Annotated in this window: 16 protein-coding genes, 2 tRNA genes and 2 pseudogenes; 14 read left to right on the forward strand and 6 right to left on the reverse strand. The window is 51.6% G+C overall.

Annotation, left to right across the window (positions count from 1 at the left end):
- Positions 1 to 33: 33 nt before the first annotated feature.
- From pmrB to dacB, 3 genes are read right to left on the reverse strand one after another with little or no spacing between them, the layout of a single operon-like run.
- Entirely contained in the window at positions 34 to 1,077 is a 1,044-nt protein-coding gene (pmrB, locus tag NL510_RS03805) for a two-component system sensor histidine kinase PmrB (protein WP_253381710.1), read from the reverse strand.
- A complete protein-coding gene (gene pmrA, locus NL510_RS03810; protein WP_253381712.1) occupies positions 1,074 to 1,736 on the reverse strand; it encodes a two-component system response regulator PmrA in 663 nt (220 codons plus the stop codon). Before pmrA ends, pmrB begins: the two co-directional genes overlap by 4 nt.
- Before the next feature lie 2 nt (positions 1,737 to 1,738).
- Entirely contained in the window at positions 1,739 to 3,172 is a 1,434-nt protein-coding gene (gene dacB / locus NL510_RS03815) for a serine-type D-Ala-D-Ala carboxypeptidase (protein WP_253381714.1), read from the reverse strand.
- 246 nt (positions 3,173 to 3,418) lie between these two features.
- Here dacB and greA point away from each other — a divergent pair, with 246 nt between their 5' ends.
- Positions 3,419 to 3,895 carry a transcription elongation factor GreA gene (greA, locus tag NL510_RS03820; RefSeq protein ID WP_253381716.1) on the forward strand — a complete coding sequence of 159 codons (477 nt, stop codon included), beginning with the start codon at positions 3,419 to 3,421 and terminating at the stop codon, positions 3,893 to 3,895.
- A 151-nt stretch (positions 3,896 to 4,046) separates the two neighbouring features.
- On the opposite strand, the gene yhbY is transcribed toward greA, so the two are convergent.
- Positions 4,047 to 4,340 (reverse strand): ribosome assembly RNA-binding protein YhbY, encoded by a 294-nt coding sequence (gene yhbY, locus NL510_RS03825; protein ID WP_003861814.1) that lies wholly within the window; start codon positions 4,338 to 4,340, stop codon positions 4,047 to 4,049.
- A 126-nt stretch (positions 4,341 to 4,466) separates the two neighbouring features.
- Between yhbY and rlmE the strand changes: the two genes are divergently transcribed.
- The 9 genes and pseudogenes from rlmE to NL510_RS03870 all read left to right on the forward strand — a co-directional run bounded on the left by rlmE (position 4,467) and on the right by NL510_RS03870 (position 12,330).
- Positions 4,467 to 5,093: a 23S rRNA (uridine(2552)-2'-O)-methyltransferase RlmE gene (rlmE, locus tag NL510_RS03830; protein WP_253381718.1), complete on the forward strand. Its 627-nt coding sequence runs from the start codon at positions 4,467 to 4,469 to the stop codon at positions 5,091 to 5,093.
- 102 nt (positions 5,094 to 5,195) lie between these two features.
- The gene (ftsH, locus tag NL510_RS03835) at positions 5,196 to 7,130 is read left to right on the forward strand and encodes an ATP-dependent zinc metalloprotease FtsH (RefSeq protein ID WP_253381720.1); all 1,935 of its coding nucleotides are present in this window, start codon (positions 5,196 to 5,198) and stop codon (positions 7,128 to 7,130) included.
- 98 nt (positions 7,131 to 7,228) lie between these two features.
- The gene (folP, locus tag NL510_RS03840) at positions 7,229 to 8,077 is read left to right on the forward strand and encodes a dihydropteroate synthase (protein WP_253381722.1); all 849 of its coding nucleotides are present in this window, start codon (positions 7,229 to 7,231) and stop codon (positions 8,075 to 8,077) included.
- The gene (glmM, locus tag NL510_RS03845) at positions 8,070 to 9,407 is read left to right on the forward strand and encodes a phosphoglucosamine mutase (RefSeq protein WP_253381724.1); all 1,338 of its coding nucleotides are present in this window, start codon (positions 8,070 to 8,072) and stop codon (positions 9,405 to 9,407) included. The genes folP and glmM overlap by 8 nt, the downstream gene beginning before the upstream one ends.
- Before the next feature lie 416 nt (positions 9,408 to 9,823).
- Positions 9,824 to 10,459, forward strand: a pseudogene (locus NL510_RS03850) (transposase); the annotation flags it as partial.
- Positions 10,458 to 10,880 carry a DUF4123 domain-containing protein gene (locus NL510_RS03855; protein ID WP_253381725.1) on the forward strand — a complete coding sequence of 141 codons (423 nt, stop codon included), beginning with the start codon at positions 10,458 to 10,460 and terminating at the stop codon, positions 10,878 to 10,880. The pseudogene NL510_RS03850 and the gene NL510_RS03855, both read left to right, overlap by 2 nt.
- Positions 10,881 to 11,199: 319 nt before the next feature.
- Positions 11,200 to 11,670 (forward strand): annotated as a pseudogene (locus tag NL510_RS03860) (Hcp family type VI secretion system effector).
- 231 nt (positions 11,671 to 11,901) lie between these two features.
- A complete protein-coding gene (gene secG / locus NL510_RS03865; protein WP_253381727.1) occupies positions 11,902 to 12,234 on the forward strand; it encodes a preprotein translocase subunit SecG in 333 nt (110 codons plus the stop codon).
- Positions 12,235 to 12,243: 9 nt separating this feature from the next.
- Positions 12,244 to 12,330: transfer RNA gene (locus NL510_RS03870), tRNA-Leu, on the forward strand.
- 127 nt (positions 12,331 to 12,457) lie between these two features.
- On the opposite strand, the gene NL510_RS22780 is transcribed toward NL510_RS03870, so the two are convergent.
- On the reverse strand, positions 12,458 to 12,589 hold the full coding sequence (locus NL510_RS22780) for a hypothetical protein (protein WP_301308585.1): 132 nt from the start codon (positions 12,587 to 12,589) through the stop codon (positions 12,458 to 12,460).
- Positions 12,590 to 13,243: 654 nt separating this feature from the next.
- Positions 13,244 to 14,590, reverse strand: coding sequence for an argininosuccinate synthase (argG, locus tag NL510_RS03875; protein ID WP_253381729.1), 1,347 nt, complete (start codon positions 14,588 to 14,590; stop codon positions 13,244 to 13,246).
- Positions 14,591 to 14,876: 286 nt separating this feature from the next.
- Between argG and NL510_RS03880 the strand changes: the two genes are divergently transcribed.
- The 4 genes from NL510_RS03880 (at position 14,877) to infB (ending at position 19,856) form a co-directional block, all read left to right on the forward strand.
- Positions 14,877 to 14,953: transfer RNA gene (locus tag NL510_RS03880), tRNA-Met, on the forward strand.
- Positions 14,954 to 15,160: 207 nt separating this feature from the next.
- Positions 15,161 to 15,613 carry a ribosome maturation factor RimP gene (rimP, locus tag NL510_RS03885; RefSeq protein WP_253381731.1) on the forward strand — a complete coding sequence of 151 codons (453 nt, stop codon included), beginning with the start codon at positions 15,161 to 15,163 and terminating at the stop codon, positions 15,611 to 15,613.
- Positions 15,614 to 15,641: 28 nt separating this feature from the next.
- A complete protein-coding gene (gene nusA, locus NL510_RS03890; RefSeq protein WP_253381733.1) occupies positions 15,642 to 17,144 on the forward strand; it encodes a transcription termination factor NusA in 1,503 nt (500 codons plus the stop codon).
- A gap of 24 nt (positions 17,145 to 17,168) precedes the next feature.
- Positions 17,169 to 19,856, forward strand: coding sequence for a translation initiation factor IF-2 (gene infB / locus NL510_RS03895; RefSeq protein ID WP_253381735.1), 2,688 nt, complete (start codon positions 17,169 to 17,171; stop codon positions 19,854 to 19,856).
- Positions 19,857 to 19,883: the final 27 nt, after the last annotated feature.

Here is a 19,883-nt window from a genome sequence, read left to right on the forward strand (position 1 = left end):
GCCCGCAATGAGCCCCTGTGAAGGGGCTTTTTTTTAACTTAGCCTTGAAGGTAACCAGCAACTGGCAATTAAACCGCCGGCGGCACCATTCTCAAGCGTTAACTCGCCGTGGTGTAGCTGGACGATACGTTGCACAATGCTTAATCCCAGCCCGCTGCCGCCGTAGCGCTGGTCCAGACGGTGGAAAGGTTCGATGATGGACTGACGATGTGCTTCGGCTATACCCGGACCCTGGTCAAGAACGCATACCCGGGTGCCACCCTCCTGCGCGGTTAACGTTATCTCGATAGTCGTCCCGGAGGGGCTATAGCGGACCGCATTTTCCAGCAGGTTCCTCAGCATCAGGCGCAACAATACCGCGTCTCCCTGGACCGTTAGCGAGCTTTGCGGCGGCCATATTACGCTGTGATCTTTGAATTCGTGTTCAAGGCCGAGCGGAACAATAATATTTTCGGTCCAGTACACCGTATCATAGTGCCCACTCGCCATCGCCTGGCTGGCACGCGCCAGCATCAGTAGCTGTTCGACGGTGTGCATCAGTTGATCGATACGGCTTACCAGCGCAGTCGCCTGGGGCGTGCCCGACAGCGCCATTAATTCCAGATGCAGTCTGATCCCGGCAAGAGGCGTTCGCAGTTCGTGCGCAGCATCTGCCGTAAAGAGACGCTCCTGCTTAATGGTGTGATCCAGACGCGCCAGCAACTGGTTGAGGGATGTTGTTACAGCTCTAATCTCTTCCATGTCGGAATACATCGGAAGCGGGGAGAGGTTATCCGCTGAACGGTTAGCCAGGCTGGCGCGCAGTTGATTCAGTGGTCGGGTTATCCAGGTGACCGCCCAGAATGAGAAAAGCAAAGTAAAACCCACCATCACCAGGGAAGGCACCAGCAGCGAGGCAATGGCTTCGCGAATCTCTTTCTCAACATGGCTGTTACGGGATTTGGCAGACAGCGTTTCACTGACCAGAAAACCAATCTGCTCCCGGCTTTCATGCCAAAGCCAGACCACGCTTATCAATTGAAAAAAAAGAAGAATAACTGCCAGCAAAACCATCAATCGCCGGCGCATGCTATTCATTTATGACTCTCCAGACGATAGCCAACGCCACGGACGGTTTTAATCCGATCTTTGCCGAGCTTACGACGCAGATTATGAATATGGACTTCAAGAGTATTGGACCCCGGATCGTCCTGCCAGGAGTAGATATCCTGTTGCAGCGTTTCACGGTGTACCGTTTGTCCGCTGCGCATAATCAGGCGCGTAAGCAGGGCGAACTCTTTTGGCGTCACCTCGACAGGCTGACACTGGCGCAGAACCTGTTGAGTTTGCAAATTGAGGGTAATATCGCCGTCACTCAGTAGGTTATCACTGTGTCCCTGATAGCGACGGATCAGGGCGCGGACGCGTGCCTTAAGCTCGGCCAGGGCAAAGGGCTTCACCATATAATCATCCGCGCCGGAATCCAGGCCGTTGATTCGATCTTCGATGGCATCGCGGGCCGTGAGGATCAACACCGGATTAGCAATGCTACGGCGTCGCCACTGGCTCAGTAGCGTCGCGCCGTCTTTGTCCGGTAGGCCTAAATCAAGGATAACCAGGCTGTATTCACCACGTTGAATGAGCGCATCAGCTTCGGCCGCCGTGGCGGCGCAGTCGAGGGCATAGCCTTCATTGGTCAACGCCAGCGCGAGTCCTTCCTGCAATAACAAATCGTCTTCAACTATGAGTAGTTTCATCGCTAGTTATTCTGGTAGATGTCCTTATAAAGCCTGCTTTCGAAACGCACCAGCGGGATACGGCGGTTGCGCTGGTCGGCCGGTTCGACGGCATAGCCGGATAGATACTGCACGAAGGCCATGCGTTGTCCGCTAGCTGTAGTGATAAAGCCAGCAAGGTTGTAAACCCCCTGCAGTGAGCCTGTTTTGGCTGAAACTTTACCATCTACCCCAGCCGCGTGAAGCCCGGCTCGGTACTGTAGTGAACCGTCGTGCCCTGCCAGGGGTAGCATCGAAATAAAGTTTAGCTCAGTGTCGTGTTGGGCAATGTACTGAAGGACTTGCATCATGGTGGCGGGGGAGATCAAATTATGTCGCGAGAGCCCGGAGCCATCGACGGCAATGGTGTTACCCAGATCAATTCCCGCCTGCTGGCGCAGGATCTGCCGAACCGCGTCTGAACCGGCGCGCCAGGTGCCAGGTACGCCGAAGCGAGCGTGACCAATCATACGGAACACCGTATCGGCAATCATGTTGTCCGATTTTTTCAGCATAATCCTAAGCAGATCGTGCAGCGGTGCGGACTGCTTGCTGGCAATGACGGTGCCAGGCTGATTGACCTGCGTCTGACGGAGCAGGGTTCCGGTATAGGTGATCCCCGCCTGCTTCAGTTCATTTTTCACAATGGCAGCCGCGTAGCCCGCCCCGTCCTGAATCGCGAAGGCCAGCGGCAGCGGATCGGCACGCTGCGTCAGACAGCCTGTAAGCGTAAAGCGGTTGAGATCGCCTGGTACCACGTCCAGCTCGCAATATTGCGCGTCCGGCGAGCCTTTTGCCAGGGTTCGGACCTGGCTAAACATCGTCACCGGGTAGTAGGAGGCCACGCGAATAAACGCAAAATCGTCTGGTTTGGCTGCGCTGTAAAGCGAAACAGAAAAGCAGTTGCGATCAACAATCGCGGCGGCAGGTGGAGCACTAAAGCACTGCGTCATGTCGTTCCATGGCCAGCCAGGCGCCTTATCATGGCTGGCGAAGACCGAGGTGTCGATCAACACGTTGCCATTAATTTTTTGCACGCCAGATTTTTTCAGCACCGCCACCATGTTGCGAATATCCTGGCGCTTGAAGGTGGGATCTCCCCCGAAACGGGCAATAAGGTCACCTTTCAGTTCGCCGCCGTCGACGTTTCCTTTCGTCTCCAGCGTGGTGGTGAAACGAAAGTCAGGGCCAAGCTGGAGCAGAGCCGCAAGCGCAGTGATCACCTTCAGGGTACTGGCAGGCAGCGCCATTTGTTGACTGTGATAGTCAATATCGGGTGTCTGCGCCCCAACCTTCTGCACCATCAGTGCAAGGTTAGCTCCCGCGGGGAGTTGATTAATGTACTCATCAACGTTCGACGCCTGGACGCTGAACGTTATACTGGTAGTCAATCCGATGATAAATCTGGAAAATCGCATAATCTCGCGCTAACAACCCGAAAACAAACCGTCATACTACGGTGCATAGCACTGCAAAGTAAACGATGACCCATAGTGAACTTCGCGGTAAAATGCATATCAAATTGAAAATTGCTGCTGACCTGGGGCGTTGCCCCCGGGTCGGTTTTCTTTTTGCTTCTGGCCCGCCCATGGCCGACGTTCATGGGGGCAGGGGCCGGGGCAGGTAACGCTGCTCCCAACAGGAATGTTTAAGAGGTATAACAAATGCAAGCTATTCCGATGACCTTACGTGGTGCCGAGAAACTGCGTGAAGAGCTGGATTTCCTGAAATCCGTTCGTCGCCCTGAAATTATCGCCGCTATCGCGGATGCACGTGAGCATGGCGACCTGAAAGAGAACGCTGAATACCACGCCGCGCGTGAGCAGCAGGGCTTCTGTGAAGGGCGTATCAAAGATATTGAAGCGAAACTGTCCAATGCGCAGGTAATCGATATCACCAAAATGCCAAACAACGGTCGCGTTATCTTTGGTTCGACCGTGAGCGTGCTGAATCTGGACAACGACGAAGAGCAGCAGTATCGCATCGTCGGTGACGATGAAGCTGACTTCAAGCAGAACCTGATTTCGGTGAACTCCCCAATTGCTCGCGGGTTGATTGGCAAAGAGCAGGACGATGTTGTCACCATTCGTACGCCAGGCGGCGAGGTGGAATACGAAATTATTAAGGTTGATTACCTGTAATTCGCATCTGCACCGGGATGTTGATACATTGTAAAGAAAGGAAAAAGGCCGCATAGCGGCCTTTTATCAACTCAAGGAGCGTGGCATTTTGCTCACCTGCTGACAGAAATCCCTCGTTTTACACAGAAAATGTGTTTAATTGAGGATATCCTTAGCGTGGCAGCGAGATTTTACGCTCTTTAGATGGGCGATAGAGCACCAGCGTTTTACCGATGACCTGTACATTACAGGCGCCGGTTTCGCGTACGATGGCTTCCACGATCAGGTTCTTCGTGTCTCTGTCTTCAGAGGCGATTTTCACCTTGATCAGCTCGTGGTGTTCCAGCGCTTGTTCAATCTCGGCAAGCACCCCTTCGGTCAAACCATTGTTGCCAAGCATGACTACAGGCTTGAGCGGATGTGCCAGACCTTTAAGGTGCTGTTTTTGTTTAGTACTCAGATTCATCGTATATTTTTGCTTACGTTGGGATTGAAAACGGTTCATTCTACCGCCATCTTCCTAATATCGCCAAATAGCTGCGTAGAAATTTACGTCACAGGCAAGCAACGATGACCAGGACGGAAATGTTAAATGACAGGTAAAAAGCGTTCTGCCAGCTCCAGCCGCTGGCTTCAGGAACACTTTAGCGATAAATATGTTCTTCAGGCGCAGAAAAAGGGGTTGCGATCCCGCGCCTGGTTTAAACTTGATGAAATACAGCAAAGTGACAAACTTTTTAAGCCGGGGATGACCGTTGTCGACCTCGGTGCAGCGCCAGGGGGATGGTCCCAGTATGCGGTAACGCAGATCGGCGGAACGGGCCGAATCATCGCATGCGATCTTTTACCAATGGATCCTATCGTTGGTGTGGACTTCCTTCAGGGCGACTTTCGTGATGAATTAGTGCTGAAAGCATTACTTGATCGTGTAGGTGACAGTAAGGTCCAGGTTGTCATGTCTGATATGGCGCCAAATATGTGCGGAACACCGGCGGTGGATATTCCCCGTGCCATGTATCTGGTGGAGCTAGCGTTAGAAATGTCTCGTGATGTTCTGGCGCCTGGTGGTAGTTTTGTTGTGAAGGTGTTTCAGGGCGAAGGTTTCGAGGAGTATCTTAAGGAAATTCGCTCCCTGTTTGCGAAGGTCAAAGTTCGTAAGCCGGACTCTTCCCGGGCCCGTTCCCGAGAAGTGTATATTGTTGCGACCGGGCGAAAATGATAACCGGTAGATTTCAGATGAAAGTTTGAATGAAACTGGATATAGAGTATCCTGACGCTGTTTTTAACACAGTTGTAATGTGAGGTTAATCCCTTGAGTGACATGGCGAAAAACCTAATACTCTGGCTGGTCATTGCCGTTGTGCTGATGTCCGTCTTCCAGAGCTTTGGGCCCAGCGAGTCGAATGGCCGTAAGGTGGATTATTCTACCTTCCTGCAAGAGGTCAATCAGGACCAGGTTCGCGAAGCGCGTATCAACGGACGTGAGATCAACGTTACCAAGAAAGATAGTAACCGTTACACGACTTTCATCCCGGTGAACGATCCTAAGCTGCTTGATAACCTTCTGACTAAAAACGTTAAGGTAATCGGCGAGCCGCCAGAAGAGCCAAGCCTGTTGGCTTCTATCTTCATTTCCTGGTTCCCGATGCTGCTGCTTATTGGGGTCTGGATCTTCTTTATGCGCCAGATGCAGGGCGGAGGTGGCAAAGGCGCCATGTCGTTCGGTAAGAGCAAGGCGCGTATGCTGACGGAAGATCAGATCAAAACCACGTTTGCCGATGTCGCAGGTTGTGACGAAGCGAAAGAAGAGGTGGGCGAACTGGTTGAATACCTGCGCGAGCCGAGCCGCTTCCAGAAACTGGGCGGTAAGATCCCGAAAGGCGTTCTGATGGTGGGGCCTCCGGGTACCGGGAAAACCCTGCTGGCGAAAGCCATTGCGGGTGAAGCGAAGGTGCCGTTCTTCACTATTTCAGGTTCTGACTTCGTTGAAATGTTCGTCGGTGTGGGGGCATCTCGCGTGCGCGACATGTTCGAGCAGGCTAAAAAGGCAGCGCCGTGCATTATCTTCATCGATGAAATCGACGCCGTAGGCCGCCAGCGTGGCGCGGGTCTGGGCGGCGGTCACGATGAACGTGAACAGACTCTGAACCAGATGTTGGTTGAGATGGATGGTTTCGAAGGTAACGAAGGTATCATTGTTATTGCCGCAACCAACCGTCCGGATGTACTTGACCCTGCGCTGCTGCGTCCAGGCCGTTTCGACCGTCAGGTTGTGGTCGGTCTGCCGGATGTTCGCGGTCGTGAACAGATTCTGAAAGTTCATATGCGTCGTGTACCTCTGTCACCAGATATTGATGCAGCAATTATTGCGCGCGGTACGCCGGGTTTCTCCGGTGCAGATCTGGCTAACCTGGTCAACGAAGCCGCGCTGTTTGCCGCTCGCGGTAACAAACGCGTCGTGTCTATGGTGGAATTCGAAAAAGCGAAAGACAAAATCATGATGGGTGCGGAACGTCGCTCCATGGTGATGACGGAAGCGCAGAAGGAGTCCACGGCATATCACGAAGCGGGCCACGCTATTATCGGTCGCCTGGTGCCGGAACATGATCCAGTACACAAAGTGACGATTATTCCGCGCGGTCGTGCCCTGGGTGTGACCTTCTTCCTGCCTGAGGGGGACGCGATCAGCGCCAGCCGTCAGAAGCTGGAAAGCCAGATTTCAACCCTTTACGGTGGACGTCTGGCGGAAGAGATCATCTACGGTGTGGAACATGTTTCGACCGGCGCGTCCAACGACATTAAAGTGGCGACAAACCTGGCGCGTAACATGGTGACCCAGTGGGGCTTCTCCGATAAACTCGGTCCGTTGCTGTATGCAGAGGAAGATGGCGAAGTGTTCCTGGGCCGTTCAGTTGCAAAAGCAAAACATATGTCCGATGAGACAGCCCGTATCATCGACCAGGAAGTGAAAGCGTTGATTGAGCGTAACTACGCGCGCGCGCGTCAGATCCTGAACGACAACATGGACATTCTGCATTCAATGAAAGATGCGCTCATGAAATATGAGACCATCGATGCTCCGCAGATTGACGACCTGATGGCTCGCCGCGAAGTGCGTCCGCCTGCGGGCTGGGAAGACCCAGGCGCTTCCAACAATTCTGACAACAATGGCACCCCGCGTGCGCCGCGTCCGGTAGATGAACCGCGTACGCCAAACCCGGGCAATACCATGTCAGAACAGTTGGGCGATAAGTAAGTCACTGCTGTTGAAGCGTTTGTCTGTACCTCAAACCCTGGAGCTTGCTCCGGGGTTTTTCTTTTCTGTTAACCCATATGAATACCAGGGAATTTGCCATGAAACTAATCGCCCAGGACTCACCTCTCAGTCTCGCGCATCCTCATGTGATGGGGATCCTGAATGTTACCCCTGATTCCTTCTCGGACGGCGGAACGCATAACACGCTCATTGAGGCGGTAAAGCATGCCAATCTGATGATCAATGCGGGTGCCACCATCATTGACGTTGGCGGTGAATCGACGCGTCCAGGGGCGGCGGAAGTTTCTGTGGAAGAGGAGCTGGCGCGCGTAGTACCGGTAGTTGAAGCCATTGCGCAGCGCTTTGAAGTGTGGATCTCGGTCGATACCTCCAGGCCCGAAGTGATTCGTGAGGTAGCAAAAGTGGGTGCTCACATCATTAATGACGTTCGCTCTCTCACCGAACCTGGCGCACGTGAAGCCGCAGCCGAAACCGGCCTGCCGGTCTGTCTGATGCATATGCAGGGGCAGCCGAAAACCATGCAGGAAGCGCCTAAGTATGATGATGTCTTCGACGACGTAAGCCGCTTCTTTATTGAGCATATCGAACGCTGCGAACGGGCGGGTATCGCAAAAGAGAAATTGTTGCTCGACCCGGGGTTCGGTTTCGGTAAAAATCTCTCCCACAATTATGCCCTGCTTTCACGGTTATCCGAATTCCATCAGTTCGGCCTGCCGCTGCTGGTTGGCATGTCGCGAAAGTCGATGATTGGGCAGTTACTGAATGTGGGGCCAGGCGAGCGCCTGAGCGGGAGCCTGGCCTGTGCGGTCATTGCAGCGATGCAAGGAGCACACATTATTCGCGTCCATGATGTCAAAGAAACAGTAGAAGCCATGCGGGTGGTTGAAGCCACACTGGCAGCGAAGGAAAACAAACGCTATGAGTAATCGTAAATATTTTGGTACCGATGGTATCCGTGGGCGTGTAGGCGATGCTCCAATTACCCCTGATTTCGTGTTGAAGCTTGGCTGGGCGGCAGGTAAAGTCCTGGCGCGTCATGGTTCGCGTAAGATAATCATTGGCAAAGACACCCGCATTTCTGGCTATATGCTGGAATCTGCGCTTGAAGCTGGTCTGGCGGCTGCGGGGCTTTCTGCATCATTCACGGGCCCCATGCCGACGCCTGCCGTTGCGTATCTTACGCGTACCTTCCGTGCGGAAGCGGGGATTGTCATTTCGGCATCGCATAACCCATTCTATGATAATGGCATCAAGTTTTTCTCTATCGACGGCACGAAACTGCCGGACGAAGTAGAGGAAGCGATTGAAGCCGAAATGGAAAAAGAGATCACCTGCGTTGACTCCGCCGAGCTGGGTAAAGCAAACCGCATTGTCGACGCCGCTGGCCGTTACATTGAATTCTGCAAAGGTACGTTTCCGAATGAACTGAGCCTGGCCGACCTTAAAATTGTGGTGGACTGCGCAAACGGCGCGACGTACCACATTGCCCCGAATGTCTTTCGCGAGCTGGGCGCGAAAGTGATCACCATCGGGTGTGAACCGGATGGCCTGAACATTAACGAGCAAGTGGGTGCGACAGACGTACGTGCCTTGCAGGCGCGCGTACTGGCAGAAAAAGCCGATCTTGGCATTGCTCTGGACGGCGATGGCGACCGCGTGATCATGGTTGACCACGAAGGCAATAAGGTCGACGGCGATCAGATCCTCTATATCATTGCTCGCGAAGGCCTGCGTCAGGGCCAGCTACGCGGGGGGGCGGTTGGTACGCTGATGAGCAATATGGGCCTCGAACTGGCATTGAAACAGCTGGGGATCCCGTTTGTGCGCGCCAAAGTGGGCGACCGCTACGTGCTGGAGAAATTGCAGGAGAAAGGATGGCGTATAGGGGCGGAAAACTCTGGTCATGTGATCCTGCTCGACAAAACCACCACCGGTGACGGCATTGTGGCGGGTCTGCAGGTGGTGGCCGCCATGGCGCGCAATCATATGAGCCTGCACGATCTCTGCAGCGGCATGAAAATGTTTCCGCAGATCCTGGTGAATGTACGTTTCACCGCTGGCAAGGGCGACCCGCTGGAAAGCGAAAACGTGAAGGCGGTAATGGCAGACGTTGAAGCTGCGCTCGGTAACCGAGGACGCGTACTGCTGCGCAAGTCTGGAACCGAACCGCTGATCCGCGTGATGGTTGAAGGTGAAGATGAAGCTCAGGTAACCGAATTTGCGCATCGCATTGCGGATGCGGTTAAAGCGGCATAACATTTTATGGTCAGTGATTATAAAGGCGGCGCTTGTCGCCTTTTTTTGTAGGTAATATCTCAAATCCTCCGCTCTCTCCTCTGCAACCATCCGTAATATATTTACCTTAAATTAATCTGTTTGGTGAATTAAATACGGAATTATTCTCTTTGCTTGATCACATTATGCATCAGGCCCGGCTACCAGGGGTGATTGCCATTTGGCTGTGGGGCCCCTTTGGACATGGAGTAATATAAAACCACTGGGATCGCAAAGTAATCAAAATGTGGCCACGTTGCTTCTTTTGCTGCCAGGTCTTGGTGTCGTCAGCTTTTATCTCTATCAGCCGGTTCAACGGTGTAATTATCCCGCATAATAGTGCCATTCACATTTAGAGATCTTCCGGCATACTGACATTGTCAACGAAGGAGATCGCTATGCGTAAATTACGATTTACTGAACATCAAATTATCGCCGTTTTGAAGTCTGTCGAAGCTGGACGTACCGTTAAGGACGTCTGCCGCGAAGCGGGAATATCCGAAGCTAGCTACTACAACTGGAAAGCCAAATATGGCGGCATATAAGCCTCTGATATCAAAAAAAATAAAAGACTTCGAAGATGAAAATCGTCGTCTGAAACAGATGATTGTCGACCTTAGTTTGGAAAATCGAGCGTTAAAGGATGTTATCGAAGAAAGCTCTGAAGCCAACGGCCGAGCGTGAGCTGGTGACGTACCTGACCGATGAATTTAAGCTCAGTATCCGACAGGCTTGTCGGGCTTTGGCTCTGAGTCGAACGGTTTACCGTTACCAACCGGATACTTCGCGTGATGAGCCGGTTGTTCTGGCCTACAGGAGGCCGCAGAGCGTTATCCACGTTATGGTTTTCCAAAATTATTTCAGGTATTACGCAGACAGGGGCATAACTGGAACCACAAGCGGGTGCATAGGATCTCTTGTCTGCTGAAACTGAATCTTCGTCGCAAGGGGATACAACGTTTGCCAGCCCGTAATCTGCGCCTTTGATGACGCCAGAAAGGATGAATCAGAGCTGGTCTTTCGACTTTATGAATGTTCCGTAGCGATGAGCAGGCGCTCGCCGCCAAAGGACCATGGCTACTGGCGGCATGGACTAAACCGAGACTGGTGCAATACATACTGTCACGGCCAGATTATGGGTTTAACGCGCTGTGGCTGGCAGCCGATGTAGATGAGCCTGAACAACTCATCCGCCATCTTCAGGGGCTACTCTATATAGAGGAAGAGGGAGACATCTCTCATCGTTTTCGATTCTATGACCCGCGCGTGTTCAACAACTGGTTACAACATCTGGCAGCCGTTCGCCTGAAGAATTTTTTTGGACCGGTGCAAATGTGGCTTAGCCCGGATCCGAATCCGCTTATGGCGGCACAGCGCGCATCCCAGTATAAATTAATTGATAGACAATTAAATTATACTGAGCTTGTTTTGCAGCAGTATCATAAAAATGAGTAATAATATTATTTGTACAAATATTTTTAAATCATTTTTACGTAAAAAGAACGCAAGTATTTTTACTATTTATGTTTAGTCGATAAATGGAAAATATTTTCTTCATATTCGTTTACATTTTACGAACACGCAGGGAATTTATTGCGTACTGACCATGGTAATTTTTTATCGGGATGTTGTTCCCGGCGGGATGCCGGGCAATCTCTTCTTAAGGTGGAAGGAACAGGATGTTCGTTTTCACCTAAATGATGGTTAATTTTCAAAGGAAATTGAAATGCCAACTCCATGTTATATCTCAATCCAGGGAAAAACCTAGGGTAACATCACTTTAGGTGCGTTCACGTCTGCATCTGTAGGCAATATTTTTGTTCAGGGCCATGAAGATGAAATGTTGGTCCCGGAATTTGAACATATTGTAACGGTTCCAACCGCTCCGCAATCGGGCCAACCTTCGGGTCAACGCGCTCATAAACCGTTTAGATTCACCGTTGCGCTGAACAAAGCAGTCCCCCTCCTTTATAATGCGCTGGCTTCCGGTGAGATGCTCCCTGAAGTGGAGATGAAATAGTACCGTACCTCAAGTGAAGGGAAGCAGGAACACTTCTTCTCTACAAAACTTGAGGACGCGACGATTGTTGAGATCGACTGTCAGATGCCGCACTGTCAGGATTCACAGAAAGCTGAGTTTACTCAGTTGGTTAAAGTTACCCTATCTTATCGTAAGATAAGTTGGCTCCATACCGCATTCGTAACCTCCGGTGCAGATGACTGGCATACGCCAGTCGAAGCCTAAGAATAAGCGCGCTTAACGCAGTGTTTAAATTTGAGGCGCTTTTAGCCCTGTTTTTAAGCAATTAACGTCTTTTTGCTGTTTTTTTCCGCAGTTGATACAATGCATCAAAAATGCCCTTGCGAAGGTCATTCGCTTTAGTTAGTATTCACACCCGCTTCAGTGGGAAGCAAGAAATCCTGCTAATTGGTCGAAGCATTGGTATGCGGCAAATCCGCAAGGAACAGGTTGATTATGTACGAAGCTCTTTTAGTTGTTTTCCTTATTGTAGCCATCGCTCTCGTAGCGCTGATCATGCTGCAGCAAGGTAAAGGCGCTGATATGGGAGCCTCCTTCGGAGCAGGCGCTTCCGGTACGCTGTTCGGTTCAAGTGGTTCTGCGAACTTCATGACCCGTACTACAGCGATCCTGGCTACGCTGTTCTTCATCATCAGTCTGGTGCTGGGCAATATCAACAGCAACAAGATCGGTAAAGGAAGTGAGTGGGAAAACCTGAGCGCGCCAGCAAAAACTGAGCAGACTCAGCCAGCAGCACCGGCTAAGCCGAGCAGCGATATCCCGCAGTAAGTATTCAGTACCGAGGTGGTGGAATTGGTAGACACGCTACCTTGAGGTGGTAGTGCCCTAACGGGCTTGTGGGTTCGAGTCCCATCCTCGGTACCAATATTCCAGAAGAAAGACGTCGGAAGACGTCTTTTTTTTCGTCTGTAGTTTCGATTGTGACGTCATTGCAAAAACATACCCTCACGTTTTCCGAGGCAGTCGACTTTAATTGATGGGATAACATTCCTCAACGCAGGGTGATTGGCCCGATTAACAGCCTGAATACCATTTTCCATTGTTGGTGGGTAAGATTAGTGTTGAGCAGGCCAGTACCGGCACCACGTTCTCTCTCCAGAGAAAACACTTTCTGCGGCGACACTACTGAGCATCCAGGTGTGTGGTAAATATCAGGTTTAAGGTGGGTTTCGTGAAGGGCGTTATTGATCACATAATACACTGTTCTATAACCATAAAACAGCTGGCATTATATGAAAAAATGGCAAATCAATAATCGTTAGTACCGCATTTCTTTAACTGAGAGATGTTCTCGGCTGCGTTGAGTTTATATTACGCAATTGAAATAAAAAACACAGAAAGCAACATGTAAGCAACGCCTCTGGCAGAAGCGCTAAATTCCGTTCGAAATAACAATGATGGACTTAACAAAAGCGGGGAAATAGCCAGAATTACAGCATACCTTCACCAGTCATGTCAGTGGTTGCGTACAACATCCGGCGATCATATTTTTATGGTGAATGGCAGCAACAATGCAGAAACTAATCTGCAGGAAATACTTACAGAAGATGAAAACCTTCGCGGGCAGATAGCTTTATTTCGCGCTCCTGAGACTGAAGAAAACGTTTCACATGGCGGGAGAAATAGCATTCTGAAACGTTTACTGATAGGGATTGGTTTGATATCCAAGTCTGGATATACAGGGTACAGATTCTACAGTACCACAACGCAAACAGGCTGCTGGTCACCTTAAATGACCAGCATTAACACTTCTGAACTTTTAATTTTTAGTGAGCGATTACTTCTTATTACTGTGTTCCAGGTTTTCAACCTGCGGCAGTCCATTTCCCGTGCTTGCGGAGAGTAAGCCATTCTCAACATAGTTGAACAGCTTCTCACGGGTATCGGTAATGTCCAGGTTACGCATGGTCAACTGGCCAATACGATCGTCTGGAGAGAACACGGACTCACCTTTCTCCATCGTCAAACGTTCTGCTTTGTAGGTCAGGTTGTCAGACACGGTATTCAGAATGGAGTAGTCATTGCCACGACGCAGTTCCAGCGTAACCTCGCCGGTGACCGCACTCGCGACCCAACGCTGCAGGGCATCACGCAGCATCAGCGCCTGCGGGTCGAACCAGCGGCCCTGGTACAGCAATTTACCCAACTGGCGACCATGAGAGTGATACTGCTCAATGGTGTCTTCGTTGTGTATACCGGTGAGCAGACGCTCGTAAGCGATGTGCAGCAGCGCCATCCCCGGCGCCTCGTAGATGCCACGGCTTTTCGCTTCGATAATACGGTTCTCAATCTGATCGCTCATGCCCAAACCGTGGCGACCGCCGATGCGGTTTGCTTCCAGCATCATTTCGACATCGTCAGAGAAGGTTTTTCCGTTCAGGACGATCGGATGGCCACGTTCAAAACGTACCGTTACTTCTTCAGCCGGAATGTTGACGTTTTCGTCCCAGAACTTCACGCCCATGATCGGGTTTACAATTTTCACGCTGGAGTTCAGGAATTCCAGATCTTTTGCCTCGTGGGTCGCACCGAGCATGTTTGAGTCGGTGGAATACGCTTTCTCGACGGACATTTTGTAGTCAAAGCCGCAGGCAATCATAAACTCGGACATCTCATGGCGGCCGCCCAGTTCGTCGATAAAGTCGGTATCCAGCCACGGTTTGTAAATCTGCAATTCGGCGTTGGTCAGCAGACCATAACGATAGAAACGTTCGATATCGTTGCCTTTATACGTACTGCCGTCACCCCAAATGTTCACGCCATCTTCTTTCATGGCGGCCACCAGCATAGTGCCCGTGACTGCACGGCCCAGCGGGGTGGTGTTAAAATAGGTCAAACCGCCGGTGGTGTTATGGAATGCACCACACTGAATAGCCGCGATACCTTCAGCAACCAGCTGCTTACGGCAATCAATCAGACGTGCATTCTCTGCGCCATACTCCCTGGCACGGCGAGGGATAGCATCATAATCGTCTTCATCCGGCTGACCCAGGTTCGCAGTATATGCATACGGAACCGCTCCCTTTTGGCGCATCCACAGCAGTGCAGCGCTGGTATCCAGGCCGCCAGAAAAAGCGATGCCAATACGTTGTCCTACCGGAAGATGCTTGAGAATCGTCGTCATAAAATAAAACCCTGCTTGTTTGACTGATTAGAGACCGCTTTCGCTTTCGATGCATGATTATGCAAAATAAGTGAGTATTCATTTAATCATCTTTTAACGATGACCGGAAGAGAATCGCGCGTTTTTTGTAAAATTTTCTGTCACTTTTTCCGGGTGAAAACTGGGTTGACAGGCAGGGTTCACTATCAATATACTGAACGCCGATTTTACGTCCCGTCTTCGGTACCAAATCCCAGCATTATTTGCAAATTCTTATCAAAACGCGTAGAATTTGCCACGTTTCAGGCGCGGGGTGGAGCAGCCTGGTAGCTCGTCGGGCTCATAACCCGAAGGTCGTCGGTTCAAATCCGGCCCCCGCAACCATTTTCCCATAAAGTTCTTTTTCAAATATACTGTGAAGACTTAGCGCCTTCGTAGCTGGATTTGAAAAAATTCTTTCGGAAAGTGCTCCAGGCCACAGTTGTGGCTATAGGGTTCAGTTATCTAAAGCCCCGATTTATCGGGGTTTTTTGTTATCTGACTACAGAATAACTGGGCTTTACGCCCTTTTTTTATGTCTTGGGGGTGGGCTTGTCCACATTAGAGCAAAAATTAACAGAGATGATTACTGCGCCGGTCGAAGCACTGGGCTACGAACTGGTCGGCATCGAATTTGTTCGCGGCCGTACATCGACGCTGCGCATCTATATTGATAGTGAAGATGGCATCAATGTTGATGATTGTGCTGATGTTAGCCACCAGGTGAGTGCGGTGCTGGATGTTGAAGATCCAATTACCGTTGCGTACAACCTGGAAGTTTCCTCACCTGGCCTCCATCGTCCGATGTTCACGGCCGAGCACTATGTGCGTTATATCGGTGAAGAAGTGGCTCTCGTTCTGCGTATGGCCGTACAAAACCGCCGCAAATGGCAGGGTGTCATCAAAGCCGTAGAAGGTGAGATGATCACGGTGACAGTCGAAGGCAAAGATGAAGTGTTCGCGCTGAGTAATATCCAGAAGGCGAACCTGGTTCCCCACTTTTAACAGTCCGGATTGAGGTGAAAAGCCCGCGATGAACAAAGAAATTTTGGCTGTTGTTGAAGCCGTCTCCAACGAGAAATCACTGCCGCGTGAGAAGATTTTTGAAGCGCTGGAAAGTGCACTGGCTACAGCAACCAAGAAAAAATACGAACAAGAGATCGATGTTCGCGTAGAAATTGATCGTAAAAGCGGTGACTTCGATACTTTCCGCCGTTGGGTTATTGTTGAAGAAGTTACCCAGCCTACTAAAGAGATCACCCTGGAAGCAGCACGTTACGAAGATGAAAGTCTTAACGTGGGCGAGTATGTTGAAGATCAGATTGAATCTGTGACCTTCGACCGCATTACCACCCAGACTGCAAAACAGGTAATCGTGCAGAAAGTACGCGAAGCCGAGCGCGCGCTGGTTGTTGATCAATTCCGCGATCAGGAAGGCGAAATCATCACTGGCGTGGTGAAGAAAGTGAACCGCGATAACATTTCTCTGGAGATCAAATCCGAGGCGTTGCCGGGTAATGCTGAAGCCGTCATCCTGCGTGAAGATATGCTGCCGCGTGAGAACTTCCGTCCAGGCGACCGTATCCGCGGTGTTCTGTACGCTGTGCGTCCAGAAGCGCGTGGTGCGCAGCTATTCGTGACCCGTTCTAAACCAGAAATGCTGGTTGAACTGTTCCGCATTGAAGTGCCGGAAATCGGCGAAGAAGTTATCGAGATCAAAGCCGCGGCCCGTGATCCGGGGTCCCGTGCGAAAATCGCGGTAAAAACCAACGACAAGCGTATCGATCCGGTCGGTGCTTGCGTGGGTATGCGTGGCGCGCGCGTTCAGGCGGTCTCGACCGAACTGGGCGGCGAACGTATCGATATCGTTCTGTGGGACGACAACCCGGCGCAGTTTGTGATCAATGCAATGGCGCCGGCCGATGTGGCATCTATCGTCGTTGACGAAGATAAACACACGATGGATATCGCCGTTGAAGCGGGCAACCTGGCGCAAGCCATCGGCCGTAACGGTCAGAACGTACGTCTGGCGTCACAGCTGAGCGGCTGGGAACTCAACGTCATGACCGTTGATGACCTGCAGGCTAAGCATCAGGCTGAAGCCCATGCGGCGATCGACACCTTCACTAAACATCTGGATATTGACGAAGATTTCGCCACTGTTCTGGTTGAAGAAGGTTTCTCTACGCTGGAAGAACTGGCCTATGTGCCAATGAAAGAGCTGCTGGAAATTGACGGTCTGGATGAACCAACCGTTGAAGCCCTGCGTGAACGCGCTAAAAACGCACTGACCACCCTGGCACTGGCTCAGGAAGAAAGCCTTGGCGATAAGAAGCCGGCTGATGACCTGCTGAATCTGGAAGGTCTTGATCGTGCGATTGCGTTCAAGCTGGCTGCCCGTGGTGTTTGTACGCTGGAAGATCTCGCTGAGCAAGGCGTTGATGACCTGGCTGATATCGAAGGTTTAACCGACGAGAAAGCTGGCGAGCTCATCATGGCCGCACGTAATATTTGCTGGTTCGGCGACGAAGCGTAATAAACTGTAGCAGGAAGGAACAGCATGACTGATGTAACTGTAAAATCGCTGGCTGCCGAGATTCAGACCTCCGTGGACCGCCTGGTACAGCAATTTGCTGATGCAGGGATCCCGAAGTCCGCTGATGACTCGGTAACGGCGAATGAAAAACAAACCTTGTTAGCGCATCTGAACCGTGAACACGGCTCTACGCCTGACAAGCTGACGCTGCAGCGCAAAACGCGTAGCACGTTGAATATCCCTGGTACCGGTGGTAAAAGCAAATCGGTACAAATTGAAGTCCGCAAGACGCGCACCTTTGTAAAACGTGATCCGCAAGAGGCAGAACGCCTTGCCGCGGAAGAGCAGGCACAGCGTGAAGCGGAAGAACAAGCTCAGCGTGAGGCAGAAGCAACTGCCAAACGTGAAGCAGAATTAAAAGCTGAACGTGAGGCCGCAGAAAAAGCGAAACGCGACGCAAGTGATAAAGTGAAGCGTGACGCTGCGGAAAAAGACAAAGTGAGCAATCAACAGACAGACGAAATGACCAAAACTGCCCAGGCTGAAAAAGCCCGCCGTGAAAATGAAGCTGCCGAGCTGAAGCGTAAAGCAGAAGAAGAAGCCCGCCGCAAGCTTGAAGAAGAAGCTCGTCGCGTTGCTGAAGAGGCGCGCCGCATGGCTGAAGAAAACGAGAAGAATGGCGTGAATACCGCTGAACCTACTGAAGACAACAGCGATTATCACGTAACGACGTCTCAGCACGCTCGTCAGGCCGAAGATGACAATGACCGTGAAGTTGAAGGTGGTCGTAGCCGTACTCGCACGACGAAAGCGGCTCGTCCTGCCAAGAAAGGCAACAAGCACGCTGAATCTAAAGCTGACCGTGAAGAAGCACGTGCTGCCGTTCGCGGTGGTAAAGGCGGTAAGCGTAAAGGTTCTGCTCTGCAGCAGGGCTTCCAGAAGCCTGCTCAGGCCGTTAACCGTGACGTTGTGATCGGTGAAACCATCACCGTTGGCGATCTGGCGAACAAGATGGCGGTTAAAGGCTCTCAGGTCATCAAAGCGATGATGAAACTGGGCGCCATGGCCACCATCAACCAGGTCATCGACCAGGAAACCGCACAGCTGGTTGCCGAAGAGATGGGTCACAAAGTTATCCTGCGTCGTGAAAACGAGCTGGAAGAAGCAGTGATGAGCGACCGTGATACTGGCGCAGCGGCTGAACCGCGTGCACCGGTTGTGACCATCATGGGTCACGTTGACCACGGTAAAACCTCTCTGCTCGACTACATTCGGTCTACTAAAGTTGCCTCGGGTGAAGCGGGGGGTATTACCCAGCACATCGGTGCATACCACGTACAAACCGAAAACGGCATGATCACCTTCTTGGATACCCCAGGCCACGCAGCGTTCACCTCCATGCGTGCTCGTGGTGCTCAGGCAACGGATATCGTTGTCCTGGTTGTTGCTGCCGACGATGGCGTGATGCCACAGACCATTGAAGCTATCCAGCACGCGAAAGCGGCGCAGGTACCTCTGGTTGTGGCCGTCAACAAAATTGATAAGCCAGAAGCCGATATGGATCGCGTTAAGAACGAACTGTCTCAGTACGGCGTTATGCCGGAAGAGTGGGGCGGCGAAGCGCAGTTCATCCCAGTATCTGCTAAAGCGGGTACCGGTATCGACGACCTGCTGAATGCTATCCTGCTGCAGGCTGAAGTTCTGGAGCTGAAAGCGATTCGCAATGGTATGGCGAGCGGTGCGGTTATCGAATCCTTCCTGGATAAAGGCCGCGGTCCGGTTGCAACCGTTCTGGTTCGCGAAGGTACGCTGCATAAAGGCGATATCGTTCTGTGTGGTTTCGAGTACGGTCGTGTTCGTGCGATGCGTAACGAACTGGGTCAGGAAGTGCTGGACGCAGGTCCATCTATTCCAGTTGAAATCCTCGGTCTGTCCGGTGTTCCGGCTGCCGGTGATGAAGTGACCGTTGTCCGTGACGAGAAGAAAGCGCGTGAAGTTGCACTGTATCGTCAGGGCAAATTCCGTGAAGTTAAACTGGCTCGTCAGCAGAAATCTAAGCTTGAGAACATGTTCGCCAACATGACCGAAGGCGAAGTTCACGAAGTGAATGTCGTGCTGAAAGCCGACGTTCAGGGTTCTGTGGAAGCGATCGCTGACTCCTTGCTGAAACTGTCTACCGACGAAGTGAAAGTGAAGATCATCGGTTCTGGCGTAGGGGGTATCACCGAAACCGACGCAACCCTGGCTGCTGCGTCCAACGCAATCCTGGTTGGCTTCAACGTTCGTGCTGACGCCTCCGCGCGTAAAGTGATTGATGCTGAAAGTCTGGATCTGCGCTACTACTCCGTTATCTATAACCTGATCGACGAAGTGAAAGCAGCGATGAGCGGCATGCTGTCTCCAGAGCTGAAACAGCAGATCATCGGTCTGGCAGAAGTCCGTGACGTGTTCAAATCACCGAAATTCGGTGCGATCGCGGGCTGTATGGTTACTGAAGGGACCATCAAGCGTCACAACCCAATCCGCGTACTGCGTGACAACGTGGTTATCTATGAAGGCGAGCTGGAATCCCTGCGCCGCTTCAAAGATGACGTTAACGAAGTCCGCAACGGCATGGAATGTGGTATCGGCGTGAAGAACTACAACGACGTTCGCGTTGGCGATATGATCGAAGTGTTCGAGATCATCGAAATCCAGCGTAGTATTGCGTAATAATGGATTGTAGGCCGGGATCGCCTC

The sequence above is a fragment of the unidentified bacterial endosymbiont genome (assembly GCF_918797525.1).
In the GTDB taxonomy this organism is placed as follows: domain Bacteria; phylum Pseudomonadota; class Gammaproteobacteria; order Enterobacterales; family Enterobacteriaceae; genus Enterobacter.